Annotated in this window: 11 protein-coding genes; 10 read left to right on the plus strand and 1 reads right to left on the minus strand. The window is 56.4% G+C overall.

The window, feature by feature from the left end; all coding sequences use genetic code 11:
• The 3 genes from EXR70_12860 to higA form a co-directional block, all read left to right on the plus strand.
• On the plus strand, positions 1-337 hold a 337-nt coding region (locus EXR70_12860; protein ID MSP39373.1), incomplete at its 5' end, for an ABC transporter permease subunit.
• Between the two features lie 896 nt (positions 338-1233).
• Complete coding sequence (locus EXR70_12865) at positions 1234-1512, plus strand: peptidase (GenBank protein ID MSP39374.1); 279 nt, start codon at positions 1234-1236, stop codon at positions 1510-1512.
• An 11-nt stretch (positions 1513-1523) separates the two neighbouring features.
• Positions 1524-1805, plus strand: a complete 282-nt coding sequence (gene higA, locus EXR70_12870) for an addiction module antidote protein, HigA family (GenBank protein MSP39375.1) — start codon at positions 1524-1526, stop codon at positions 1803-1805.
• 155 nt (positions 1806-1960) lie between these two features.
• On the opposite strand, the gene EXR70_12875 is transcribed toward higA, so the two are convergent.
• A complete protein-coding gene (locus EXR70_12875) occupies positions 1961-2680 on the minus strand; it encodes a lipoate--protein ligase family protein (protein ID MSP39376.1) in 720 nt (239 codons plus the stop codon).
• A 61-nt stretch (positions 2681-2741) separates the two neighbouring features.
• Between EXR70_12875 and aceE the strand changes: the two genes are divergently transcribed.
• The 7 genes from aceE to EXR70_12910 all read left to right on the plus strand — a co-directional run bounded on the left by aceE (position 2742) and on the right by EXR70_12910 (position 13104).
• Complete coding sequence (aceE, locus tag EXR70_12880) at positions 2742-5462, plus strand: pyruvate dehydrogenase (acetyl-transferring), homodimeric type (GenBank protein ID MSP39377.1); 2721 nt, start codon at positions 2742-2744, stop codon at positions 5460-5462.
• Positions 5463-5492: 30 nt separating this feature from the next.
• Positions 5493-6800: a 2-oxo acid dehydrogenase subunit E2 gene (locus EXR70_12885; protein MSP39378.1), complete on the plus strand. Its 1308-nt coding sequence runs from the start codon at positions 5493-5495 to the stop codon at positions 6798-6800.
• A 15-nt stretch (positions 6801-6815) separates the two neighbouring features.
• Complete coding sequence (lpdA, locus tag EXR70_12890; protein ID MSP39379.1) at positions 6816-8231, plus strand: dihydrolipoyl dehydrogenase; 1416 nt, start codon at positions 6816-6818, stop codon at positions 8229-8231.
• 8 nt (positions 8232-8239) lie between these two features.
• On the plus strand, positions 8240-9124 hold the full coding sequence (locus EXR70_12895) for a hypothetical protein (GenBank protein ID MSP39380.1): 885 nt from the start codon (positions 8240-8242) through the stop codon (positions 9122-9124).
• Between the two features lie 99 nt (positions 9125-9223).
• On the plus strand, positions 9224-10384 hold the full coding sequence (locus tag EXR70_12900; GenBank protein MSP39381.1) for a M20/M25/M40 family metallo-hydrolase: 1161 nt from the start codon (positions 9224-9226) through the stop codon (positions 10382-10384).
• 86 nt (positions 10385-10470) lie between these two features.
• Complete coding sequence (locus tag EXR70_12905) at positions 10471-11925, plus strand: hypothetical protein (protein MSP39382.1); 1455 nt, start codon at positions 10471-10473, stop codon at positions 11923-11925.
• Between the two features lie 189 nt (positions 11926-12114).
• Positions 12115-13104 (plus strand): methyltransferase domain-containing protein, encoded by a 990-nt coding sequence (locus tag EXR70_12910; protein MSP39383.1) that lies wholly within the window; start codon positions 12115-12117, stop codon positions 13102-13104.
• The last annotated feature ends 34 nt before the right edge of the window (positions 13105-13138 follow it).

Here is a 13138-nt window from a genome sequence, read left to right on the forward strand (position 1 = left end):
TGGCGCGCTGCTGCAAATCCATCGAGAGCTGGAAGAATCGGCGAGTGTTGCCGGCGACAACTGGTTCGGCATATTTAGGCGGATTCTTGTGCCATTGCTCTCGCCCGCCTTTCTCGCTGTAGGGGTAATCATTTTTCTCACCGCGATGAAGGAGATCAGCGTCATCATCATTTTGTATTCAACCGATACCAGGGTATTGTCCTTACTCATGTTTGAGCATTACATCGGGCATTCGCCTGAGAAGGCCATGGTGGTCGGCACGATCATTACAGCGCTCGTCACCGTAACGGCGCTGGCGGCGAGACGTCTTGGTTTGAGGATTGGCGCGCGAGAATAGCTCAACGGTGAATCAATGTAGCTTTACTTGTCGAGCTATTCTGCAGTGCGCTCCATGGCGGACTGGAAAGCATGTGAAAAGTACAGTAAGCAGTAGGCATTACCGCGGCGAGGAACCGAGATGGCAATTTTGTCTCTGTCGATAGCGTTGTCCCATTACGACCGGCATATACCGTTATTCGACGGCTCGGTGACGGCTGAGGGTGTCAATGGCGGAGAGAAAATGTGCCAGATAGCGGCGCAATAGTGTACCAGTCGGGTACATTAGAGGCGGTAGGATTGAATTGAATTCATTCAGTTCAATCCTACCGCCAAATCTTGCGATTTTCAGAGGTAAAATTAGGATTTAGGGCCATCGTTTAGCGCGTTTTTTTGAAACACGACATTTGGGTCAGATTTTTGCTTGCTTATGGTTTTCTCAAACGATTCGATCCTGGGGCTTTTCTTACTGTCCGCCTTTTGTCCGTGTACGTGAAACAACAAGCCCCAAGAGCTACCACCTACGGCAGCGCTCGGGGCTTGTTTTTGTTGGGCTGTGTAGGCTCGTCTAGGTTCTAGTCACGATTGATCTTCGAATGGCGTTCAAAAAAAAGAATGCCAGCCTTCTAAAATTCTGAAAAAAATCTGGAGAAATTTTGTTTGTGAGGTTCTGGCCATGACTATGGACCACTGAAAACCAATATTTAAATGCCACCCCCTTCAACCGCGACGCATCCGATCCGCGCGACAATGGCCGCCGAAAGATTCCACACGATCGCCGCGGGCCGGCTCTTTATCTTCGCAACGGAACGTTGATTCGTGGAACCGGAACCGTTCCGGTTTTTGTGGGAATTGACGGGTAAAACGCGGGACTTTCGTGATTGACAAGCATAGCTTGTCAGCCTAAGATATTTCTCAATGATCGCGTCGTTTAAGCACCGGGGTCTTAGGATGCTTTTTGAAGACGATGACCCGCGCCGGCTATCGGCGGCCCAGGTGGACAAGATCAAACGCATCCTCGCCCGGTTGGATGAATCGACAGAAATAAAGCATATGGCCTTACCCGCCTTCGGGCTCCATCCGCTCAAGGGCGATCTCAAAGGCTTCTGGGCGGTCTCGGTGTCGGGCAACTGGCGCATCATCTTTCGCTTTAACAATAGCAACGCGTACGATGTCGATCTCGTCGATTATCACTAGGAGAAAAAACCATGGCCATGAAAAACCCGCCCCATCCCGGACTGTCGGTGCGCTACGATTGCCTTGAAGCGCTCAACATCTCGGTAACCCAAGGCGCGAAAATCCTCGGCGTCACGCGCCAGGCGCTCAACAACCTGGTGAACTGCAAAGCGGCGATCTCCCCTGTAATGGCGATCCGGCTCGACAAAGCCTTCGGCGGCGGCGCCGAAACCTGGCTTCGACTCCAGGCCACCTACGACCTCGCCCAGGCGGCAAAGTACGCCGACAAAATCAAAGTCCGGCGCGTCGCCTAAGCCCCTAAAATCAATTTTACTCCAGCGAACTGTCTCCATCCCCTGTCTCCAACAATATTTCCGTTAGCAAATCCAACAAGTTGGAATCACTGTCCACGCGGCTCATATCCGCGGCGTCGCAAGTTCGACTCTTGCCACCGCCACCAACTTTCTCCCTAGAATTTATTCGTCCAGTCCGAACGCCCATACTTCTGTCGCGTCAATTCATCCGTGCGCTGCCACCGCAGCACGCCAACTTCACTATCGGCCTGCCAAATATCTCGCAGCCCCCGGACCAAGTGGTCGGCGCTGAGTTCCAGATTGGCGACGAATTCTAAATGGCGCCGATTATCGCGATACTCGGGCTGCTTCGGCGGTAATAACAAACAGCGCTCGATCACCGCGAGATCGAACTTAACCAGAAACGTGCCGTGCACCAGCACGTAGCGCGCTTTGCGATATTGGGAATTGCCGGAGAATTTGCGTCCGCCAATCGTCAGATCGCTCACCCCGCTAACGGCGATTTCGCGTCCGGTTGAGCTTTCGATCAATTGGCGGTGGCGTTGCAGAACAAAGTCAAAAGCTCCGGCAATATTTTTTATTTCGTGAAATTGAGCATCCAAGATCAACGAGTAATTGAGACAGCCGGGCCCGAGCACCACGGCGCCGCCGCCGCTCACCCGGCGCAGGATGGGAATCTGCGCCGCACCGCACGCCGTGACATTGGCTTCCGCGGCCAAGCGATTCGAATGACCGAGCACGACAAAATAATTTTTCGGCTGCCAAACTCTCAACAGGCCGCCGTCCATGAAGTCATTTTCACACGATTCAAGCAGCGCTTCGTCACAAGCGAGATTGCGCGCCGGTTCGGCAAATGTGAGATCGAGATATTTCACGAAATTCAGTTGATTTTGGTTTCGATTTGTTGTCTGTTAAATCATCGAGGAATGGTCGCGAATGGCAATCGAAGATAAATCCAACAGCAGCGAAACTGCGGCCGATGGCGCTTACGGCAACGGCAAAACTGTCAAACACAACCCTCATCAATCCATCGCTTCCCTCGAATATATCCTTGAGTATATTTTAAAGAGCGAGGAATCGGAACAGGCCTCGATGTTGCTCGAAGAGCTCGCCGACCGCCTGCGCGAATCGGGCGTGAAGATTCCGCACATGGTGAGCACGCCTTATCGCAACACGATTCCGCCCGAGAAAGAGCCGCCCTATCCAGGCAACCGCGAGATCGAGCGGCGCATCAAAAGCTACGTGCGCTGGAACGCCATGGCGATGGTGGTCAAAGCCAACCGGCTCCACGCCGACATCGGCGGCCATATCTCGACCTACGCTTCATCGGCAACACTGTACGAGGTCGGCCAAAACCATTTTTTCCGCGGCAGCGACGGGACGAATTACGCCGACATGGTTTACTTCCAGGGCCACGCTTCACCCGGCGCTTATTCCCGTGCCTATGTCGAATGGCGCATCAACGCGCCCAAGCTGCATCACTTCCGCCAAGAACTTTCATCGGTCGGCGGCTTGTCCTCCTATCCGCATCCATATCTAATGCCCGACTTTTGGCAGTTCCCGTCGGTTTCCATGGGACTGGCGCCGATCATGTCGATTTATCAGGCACGCTTCGTGCGCTATTTGAAAAGCCGCGGCATGCTCACCGCCGAAGAGCCGCGCATCTGGTGTTTCGTCGGCGACGGCGAAATGGACGAACCGGAATCCTCCGGCGCGCTTTCTCTCGCCTCGCGCGAGAATCTCGACAATCTCGTTTGGGTGGTCAATTGCAACTTGCAACGGCTCGACGGTCCGGTGCGCGGCAATGGCAAGATCATCCAAGAACTCGAAGCTCTGTTTCGCGGCGCCGGTTGGAATGTCATCAAAGTCATCTGGGGTTCCGATTGGGATCCGTTATTAGAAAAAGACACCAAAGGTCTACTGTTGAAGCGCATGGAAGAAGCCGTGGACGGCGAATATCAAAAATATTCGGTGGAACCCGGCAGCTACACGCGCAAACATTTTTTCGGCAAATATCCCGAGCTGGCCGAGATGGTCAATCACCTGTCCGACGAACAGATCCATGGTTTGCTCCGCGGCGGCCATGACCCGATGAAAGTTTATTCCGCGTATAAGGCCGCCGTCGAACATAAAAGCGGGCCGACGGTTATTTTAGCTAAGACCGTCAAAGGCTACGGCATGGGCGAAGCCGGCGAGGGGCGCAACATCACGCATCAGCAGAAAAAGCTCAACGAGCGCGAGCTGCGCGAGTTTCGTAGCCGCTTCGAAATTCCCATCCCCGACGAAGAAGTGGTCGAGACGCCTTTCTATCGAGCGCCGCTCGACAGCGCGGAGACTCAGTATCTACTCGAACGGCGCAAAAAACTCGGCGGCTTTCTGCCCGAGCGCAAAGTACGCGCCAAACCGCTCGCGGTTCCCGGCGCGGAATATTATCAAGAGTTTCTCAAGGGCAGCGGCGAGCATTCGATTTCGACCACCATGGCGGCGGTGCGGCTGATGACCAAACTCTTGACCCACGAGAGTATCGGCAAAAATATCGTGCCTATCATACCGGACGAAGCGCGCACTTTCGGCATGGACTCGCTGTTTCGTCAGATCGGCATTTACGCTTCCAAAGGCCAGCTCTACGAACCGGTGGACAGCGAAACGCTGCTTTACTATAACGAGACCAAAGACGGACAAATTCTCGAAGAAGGCATCACCGAAGCCGGCGCCATGTCGTCCTTCGTCGCCGCCGGCACCGCCTACGCCAATCTCGCGGTCAACTTGATCCCCTTCTATTTTTATTACTCGATGTTCGGCTTTCAAAGAATCGGCGACTTCATTTGGGCCGCCGCCGACAGCAAAGCCAAAGGTTTTCTCTTCGGCGCCACCGCCGGCCGCACGACGCTCAACGGCGAAGGACTCCAGCATCAAGACGGCCACAGCCATTTATTGGCGAGCACGATTCCAACTTTGTTTACCTACGACGCCGCCTACGCCTACGAAGTTGCGATCGTCATCAAAGACGGCCTGCGCCGGCTCTACGCCGAAGGCGAGGAACATTTCTACTATCTAACGACTTACAACGAGAGCTATCCCATGCCGGCCATGCCCGAGGGCGCCGAAGAAGGCATCTTGAAAGGCATGTACAAGCTCAAGCCGGCGACCAAACGCAAAAAATACAAAGCTCACCTGTTCGGCAGCGGGCCGATCTTGCGCGAAGCTTTGCGCGCCCAGGAAATTCTCGCCGAGCAATTCGACGTCGCCGCCGATGTTTGGAGCGTGACCAGTTATAAATTGCTACGCGGCGACGCGCTCCGAGCCCAGCGCTGGAACCGGCTCCATCCCACCGCCACGCCGAAACAATCCTATCTCGAAACCCTGTTGCGCGATGAAGAAGGCGTGTTCGTCGCGGTCTCCGATTATATGAAGATGGTTCCCGATCAAATCGCCCCATGGGTTCCCGGCGGCCTCACCACCTTGGGCACCGACGGCTTCGGCCGCAGCGACACCCGCGCCAACTTGCGCCGCTTTTTCGAGATCGATGGCGAGTCGACCGCCATCGCCACGCTTTACGCGCTGCATCAAAAAGAAGCCTTCCCGGCGCAGGTCGTCCAAGACGCGATTCGCAAACTCGGCGTCGACCCGGAAAAGCCATTTCCATTTTACGTTTAACTCCTCAGATAATTGCCGCGAATATTTTCCATGGATGTAAAACTTCCCCAGCTTGCTGAAGGTGTCGAGGGCGGCACCGTCGTGACGATCTTAGTCAGCGAAGGCCAAGAAATAAAAAAAGACCAACCGTTCATGGAACTCGAAACCCAGAAAGCGGTGGGCTCTATCCCCGCGCCGCAATCGGGCCGGGTGACGAAAATCTACGTTAAGCAAGGCGCGGAAGTTTCCGTCGGCCAAGCGCTGATCGCCATCGAAACTGGCGCCGCTGCAAGTGTTGCGGTGGCCGCGACGAAAGCAAATGACAGCGCACCCGCAGCGCCGTCCAGTGCAGCCGTAACCCATCCGCCGGCGCAAACAGCGCCAAGCACTTCGAGCGAATATCGTTACGAATCGAAGAGCAGCATGGCGCCGCCGGCCGCGCCGTCGATCAGAAAAATCGCCCGCGAACTCGACATCGATTTAACCCGCGTCAAAGGCAGCGAGGCCGGCGGCAGAATCGTTCTCGCCGATCTGCGCGCCTACATTCAAAATTTGCAGCAGCTGGCATTGCACGGCGCTCCGGTCGCTCAAGCAATACCGAGCGCAGCACCATCCGCGCCGGCTAGCGCGGAAGCCATCGACTTCGCCAAGTGGGGAACGATCCGGCGGGAAAAAATGTCGCCGCTGCGGCGCACCGTCAGCCGGCGCATGGTCGAGTCTTGGACGACGATTCCCAAGATCAATCAATTCGCCGACGCCGACATCACCGCGCTTTTGGCGCTGCGCAAAAAACATCTGGCCGCCTACGAGAAGCAAGGCGCGCATTTGACGCTGACGGGTTTCTTACTCGCGGTGCTCGGACGGGCGTTGAAAACATTCCCCCGCGCCAACGCCAGCATCGATGACAGCGCTTTGGAAATCGTCTTCAAAGACTATTGCCACATCGGCGTGGCGGTGGACACCGAAGGCGGGCTGATCGTGCCGGTGCTGCGCGACGTCGACCAGAAAAATCTTTTGCAGTTATCCAAAGAACTGCACGCGCTGACGGAAAAAACCCGCCAGCGCAAGATCGCCATCGAAGAACTGCAAGGCGGCAGTTTTACGATTTCCAATCAAGGCAGCATCGGCGGCAGCCACTTCACGCCGATCATCTACGCGCCGCAAGTCGCGATCCTGGGCGTCGGCAAAGGCAACCCGACCCCGGTGGCGCGCGACGGTAAAATCGCCATCCGCACCATGCTGCCGCTGTGCCTCGCCTACGATCATCGCGTCCTCGACGGCGCCGACGCCGTGCGCTTTTTAATGGCAGTCGTCGCCGGCTTGGAAAACTTCGACGAAGCTCTGGTCAAACTGAAATAGATTTTATTTTTAAATATGGAACCGATCAGCACTGAAATCCTCGTTCTGGGCGCCGGCCCCGGCGGCTATTCCGCGGCATTTTACGCCGCCGACAAAGGCAAGAAAGTTATTCTGGTCGAACAAAGTCTCCGGCTCGGCGGCATCTGTTTGAACGTCGGCTGCATTCCATCGAAAGCCTTGCTCCACGCCACCGAACTGTTACGCGAACGGGAAGAATCGGCGGGCCGCGGCATCGCCTTCGCCGCGCCAAAAATCGACCTCGACAAATTGCGCCGCTGGAAGGAATCGATCCTCGACAAGCTCGGCCAGGGCATCAAAACCTTGGCGCAGCATCGCAACGTCCAGGTGATTCATGGCCGTGGTCACTTCGAAGACTCACAAACCCTGCGGGTCGAAACCGCCGACGGGCAAAAATTTATCCGCTATGACAAAGCGATCGTCGCCGTCGGCTCCAAGCCGGCCATGCCCCACGCCTTCGACTTGGGCAACCCGCGCATCATGACCTCCACCGAAGCCTTAGAGCTGCCCGACATTCCGGGGAGCCTATTAGTCGTCGGCGGCGGCTACATTGGAATGGAGCTCGGCACGGTGTACGCAGCGCTGGGCAGCAGCGTCGTCGTGCTTGAAGCGCTGCCGTCGATCCTCGCCGGTGTCGACGCCGATCTGGCACGTCCCGTGGCGCGGGCGGCGCAGAAACTCTTCAAAGAGATTCGCCTCAACACCAAGGTGCTAAAGATGTCCACCGTGGGCAAGCAAATCAAAGTCACCACGGAAATCGACAAGCAGCCGCGCGAAGAACTTTACGATCGCGTCCTGGTCAGCGTCGGCCGCTCGGCCAATCTCGTCGATCTGGGCTTGGAAAACACCAAGGTCGGCAAAGACGACAAAGGCTTTATCGCCTGTAATGCCCAACAACAAACCGACGATCCGAATATATATGCCATCGGTGATATTTCCGGCGGCTTGCTGTTGGCCCATCGCGCCTCGCGCCAGGCGAAGATCGCCGTCGAAGCGCTGCTCGGCGAAGCTAGCACGTTTGAGAACATCGTCGTGCCGGCGGTGGTCTATACCGATCCTGAAGTCGCTTGGTGTGGCTTGACCGAAAGCGAAGCCAAGCAAAAAAATATCGAAATCAAAGTCGCGAAATTTCTCTGGGGCGCATCGGGCCGCGCCTTGACGTTAGACCGACCCGATGGCTTGACGAAACTAATCATCGAACCCGAAACTGAAAGAATATTAGGCGTCGGCATCGGCGGCGTCGGCGCCGGTGAGCTGATCAGCGAAGGCGTGCTCGCCGTCGAAATGGGCGCCACGGCGCGCGATCTTGCCGATTCGATTCATCCCCATCCGACGCTCTCGGAAACTTTGATGGAAGCCGCCGAATCTTTTTACGGCACTGCGACCCACACGCTTAAGCGGCGCGAGTCGTAATTTTTACCGTGGCTGAATTAATTCCTCGCCTGTTCCTCATCGATGGCAGCTCGTATATTTTTCGTGCGTTCTTCGCGATCCCGCTTTTGACCAATGCAGCGGGCCTGCCGACCAACGCGATCTTCGGCTTCACCAACATCCTGCTGAAATTTTTGAAGCAGTATAAACCCGAGTACGTCGCCGTCGCTCTGGACGCGGGCCGAGTCACTTTTAGAAATGAAATGTTCGCCGCCTATAAAGGCAATCGTCCCGAAGCCCCGGCCGATTTAATCCCCCAGTTCCCCTATTTCCGCAAAGTTCTCGACGCGCTCAATTTACCCTTGCTCGAAATACCCGGTTACGAAGCCGACGACATCATCGCGACACTGTGCGATCGGCTGAACGGTCAAGGCTGCGAACTGGTAGTGGTATCGAGCGATAAAGATTTAATGCAGCTGGTGACCAACGGTGTGAAATTGCTCGACAGCGCCAAGGACCGCTGGATCGGCAGGGACGAAGTCAAAGACAAATTCGGCGTCGCGCCCGAACAAGTCATCGACGTCATGGGACTGATGGGCGACCAGGTAGACAATATTCCCGGCGTGAAAGGCATCGGCGAGAAAACCGCCGGCGCCTTGATCCAACAGTTTCACAACTTGGAAAATCTCTACGACCATCTCGATGACATGGAGCAGATGAAACTGCGCGGCGCCGCGCGCATCCGGCAAATCCTCGAAGCCGGCAAAGAGCAAGCCTTCCTAAGCCGCGCCCTAGCCACGGTCAAACGCGACGTGCCGCTCGACACCGGACTCGCCGAATTAGAATTTACCGGCTTCAATCTGGAGAAGACTCGCGCACTGTTCACCGAACTGGAATTTACCAACCTCATCAAGCTGATCGAAAACGGCGGCTGATTGCCGCCTGTTGAAATAGCTTTAGCGCTTGGAATTCGCCGCCGAACTGTGGCAGATTGACCGTGCCGGCAACCAGTTCATAGCGCGGCGCAATTCGAGGTGAGTGCGGTGATCGATCACGAACGGATAAGAAACTTTCTTATCGAGCTGATTAAAATCGACAGCCTGTCGCGCCAGGAGTTGAACGTCGCTCTGCGCCTCAAGCGCGAGGTCGAAGAGCTGGGCGGCAGCGTTTTTATCGACGACGCCGGCGAAAAAGTCGGCGGCAACGTCGGCAACCTGATCGCTAAGTTTCCCGGCAACAACGCCCAAGCTCAACCGCTGTTGCTCTCGGCCCACATGGACACCGTCGTGCCGGGCGAAGGCATCGTGCCGATCCTCGACGGCGATATTTTGAAGACCAACGGCAAAACCGTTCTCGGCGGCGACGACAAGAGCGGCGTGGCGATCATCTGCGAAGTGCTGCGCGTAATTAGAGACAATAATTTACCCTGCGGCCCCATTGATGTCGTGTTCACCATCTGCGAAGAAGCCGGATTGATCGGCGCCAAGTGTCTCGACATCTCCCAACTGCGCGCGCGCACCGGTCTGGTGCTCGACAGCGATTCGGTCGGATTCCTATTCACGCGAGCGCCTGCCGCCAATCGCATGGAGTTTCGTGTTTATGGTCTCGAAGCTCACGCCGGCGTCTGTCCGGAAAAAGGCATCAACGCCATCCAAGTCGCCGCCGAAGGCATCGCGCAAATGCGCTTGGGCCGCATCGACGATGAAACCACCGCCAACATCGGCGTCGTCGAAGGCGGCATGGCGGTCAACATCGTGCCCAATCTAGTGATACTCAAAGGGGAAGCGCGCAGCCATAGCAGCGAGAAATTAGCAGCCCAGACTGAACACATGCAGCGCTGCCTCGAAGACGCCGCGGCGCGGCACTCCCTAGAACTCAACGGCAAGCGCCATCAAGCAAGAGTCGAAGCCAAAATCGAGCGCGACTACGATCGCATGGATGTCCCCGAAAGCGCACCCATCGTGCAGCTGGTCCATGCCGCGGCGAAAAATTTGAACCTTGATGTCAAAACCCGCGCCACCGGCGGTGGCTGCGATGCCAACGTGCTTAATCAAAAAGGTCTGGTGGTAGCTAACCTCGGCACCGGCATGCGCGATATCCATACGGTCAACGAGTGGCTCGATTTGAAGGATCTCTACCTTTCGGCGCAAATGGTTCTCGAAATCGTCAAGCTCAATGCGACGGGAAATAAGTAAGGAGTAAAGAGTTAGGAGTAAGGAGTTTCGGATCGGAGGTTCTTGCTCCTGACTCCTTACTATTTACTCCTCACTGCTCTAAAGAAATGCAAGCAGAAGAAATCGGCACGCTGCTCAAACAGGAACATGGCCAGTTCCTCGAATTTGTTAGCGCCTACGAGTATCGCCGCGGCGCGGCGCAGAAGAAGCCCGAGGAAGAACTGGCGCGCGACATCGCCCGCGTGATCTCCGCCATGGCCAATGCCGACGGCGGCACGCTGCTGGTCGGCGTCGAACCGGACAAGAGCGTCACCGGTATTCCCTACGAGCACGACGAGCTGCAAGCGCTCATCCACGCGCCGCAAAACTTACTGCGGCCCCAGCTCGGACCCACTTGCGAGAAAATTCGCCTCGGCAATTTAGTCGTGCTCAAGTTCGAAGTCAGTTCGGGCCTGGAGATTTATCGCATTGCCGGCGGCCGGTCATTCTATCGCGTCGCGGCGGAAACCGTGGTGCTGCCGGCGGAACAGATCCAAGCATTGAAGGAAGCCAAGAAAAGCGTCTTTTACGAGCGCCAACAAGCGCTCAACGCCACATGGTACGATCTCGACGCCGAACTAGCGCAATCGTTCGTTGACAAAATCTATCCTGACTCAAATGGCAATGACGCGCAAAAAATCTTGAGCCAGACTTATCACTTGCTCGACACTTCGCGCGCCATCCCCTGCCCCAACATGGCGGCGCTCCTGTTGTTCGCCAAGGATCCAAGCCGCTGGCATCCGCGCGCCGGCATCGACTTCGTCAAATACGAAGGCGAGGAACGGCAACACGGCGCCGCGCTCAACGTGGTCAAAAGAATTCACTTCGAAGCGCCGTTGGTTCGGCTGATCGACGAAGCGGTAGGCCGCATTAAAGAACACATCCGCGAGCGGACGATTCTCCACGATCTGTTCTTTCGCGAGAAATTGGAATATCCCACCTTTGCCTGGCAAGAAGCCTTGGTCAACGCCGTGGCGCACCGCGACTACGCGCTCAGCGGCGCGTCCATCGAAGTTTGGATGTTCGACGATCACATCACCGTGCGCAGCCCCGGCCCGCCGCCGGCGCCGGTGACTTTAGAACAGTTGCGCCTGCAGAAAAGCATTCACTTCTCGCGTAATCCTTTGATCGTCCGCGCCCTCGCCGACATAGGTTATCTCCGCGAGATGGGCGAAGGCGTGCCGCGCATGTATCAGGAGATGGAAACCTACGGTCTCCATCCGCCGGAACTTTCCATCGACGGTTTCATCTTCACCGTCACGCTGCGCAACGCGCCGGTTTATGACGAGGCCACGCTGCGTTGGCTCAATCAATTCAAGGCCGCCCAGATCAATATGCGCCAGCGCCGCCTGCTCGCCTACGCCTATTGCCACGGCAAAATATTTTCCACGACGGAGTACGAACGGATCTCTGAAGTCGACCGCGACACCGCCTATCGCGACATCCGCCTGCTGGTGAAAAACAATATCGTCGCGCCGCTCAAACCGAAGAGCCGGAGCTATCGGATCATCGAAAAACTCTGACGGGTTACTAACAAAAGCTGGAATATGCTTCGACAAGCTCAACAGGAACGGAAAATTCTCAGTGATATCAAAACCCATCCGTTCGTCCTGAGCGCCGTCGAAGGACTCCGATAGAAGACTTCAGCAACCTACTAGCCGGGAAAATGGCCGAGCGCTGTCATCGCGTCACGACGGTCGGCAATCGTTGAGATGAACTTCTCCCAACTCATGGGCCTCGCCAGCGGCCACGTCGAAGCGCGCATCGTTCAGAGCGCTGTTCAATTGAAAATCTTCGACTCTCTCGAGGCTGCGCCGCGCAGCGCCGAGGCGGTGGCGGCCGCGCTACAACTCGACCGCCCAGCCACCGAGCTACTGCTCAATGCTTTGGTTGCTCTGGGCTTAATGCAGAAGAATGCCGAAACTTATGCGCTCGCGGAAATATCGCGCGAACATCTGCTGCGCAGTTCGCCGCGATACGTCGGCGCCATGATCCTTTTCGACGCGGCGCTTTGGTCGTGTTGGGAAAAACTGCCTGACGCGCTGCGCAGCGGCAAAGCGGTGCGGCCTGCCAACATGTATCAAGAGGATCGCGCTGAAACCGAAACGTTCATCGACGGCATGGACGCTCTGGTCAAGGCGCGCGGCGATGCGGAATACCTCGCCGACGCCCTCGACTGGAGCAAAGTGAATAGCGTGCTCGACGTCGGCTCCGGGCCGGCGACCTATCCGATCGCCTTGTGCCGGCGCTTTGCGCATTTGCACGCCACCGTCTTCGATCTGCCGGCAACGTTAGAAATCACCAAGCGCAACGTGGGCAGCGTTGGCATGGACGAGCGCATTGAGTTGGTCGCCGGCGACTATCGCAGCGACGACATTCCCGGACGCTACGACGTGATCTTCTTGTCGAACATTATCCACGGTGAAAATTATCAGAAAAACCAAGCCCTCATCGCCAAGTTGGCGCGCTGTCTCAATCCTTCGGGCCGCATCGTCATCAAAGACCACATTCTCGCCGACAATCGAACCGAGCCGCCGGTAGGCGCGATCTTCAGCTTGCTCATGCTCCTCACCACCGACGGCGGGCGATGTTATAGCTTCACGGAGATTGCCGCGTGGATGAACAACGCGGGATTACCCCAAGTGCACCGGATCGACTTTCCTGCGCCGCTCACTTCGTCGCTGGTCGTCGGCGCGCATTAGCTTTGACAAAAATTGTGTTAGAGTAAAAAGCAAA

The organism is Deltaproteobacteria bacterium (assembly GCA_009692615.1).
Taxonomy (GTDB): Bacteria; Desulfobacterota; Binatia; order UBA9968; family UBA9968; genus DP-20.

Excerpts from the sequence above, each read along its gene's own strand:
- higA (MSP39375.1), top strand. The coding sequence starts at position 1,524 with ATGGCCATGAAAAACCCGCCCCATCCCGGACTGTCGGTGCGCTACGAT.
- EXR70_12885 (MSP39378.1), top strand. The coding sequence starts at position 5,493 with ATGGATGTAAAACTTCCCCAGCTTGCTGAAGGTGTCGAGGGCGGCACC.
- aceE (MSP39377.1), top strand. The coding sequence starts at position 2,742 with ATGGCAATCGAAGATAAATCCAACAGCAGCGAAACTGCGGCCGATGGC.
- EXR70_12910 (MSP39383.1), top strand. The coding sequence starts at position 12,115 with ATGAACTTCTCCCAACTCATGGGCCTCGCCAGCGGCCACGTCGAAGCG.
- EXR70_12865 (MSP39374.1), top strand. The coding sequence starts at position 1,234 with ATGATCGCGTCGTTTAAGCACCGGGGTCTTAGGATGCTTTTTGAAGAC.
- EXR70_12905 (MSP39382.1), top strand. The coding sequence starts at position 10,471 with ATGCAAGCAGAAGAAATCGGCACGCTGCTCAAACAGGAACATGGCCAG.
- lpdA (MSP39379.1), top strand. The coding sequence starts at position 6,816 with ATGGAACCGATCAGCACTGAAATCCTCGTTCTGGGCGCCGGCCCCGGC.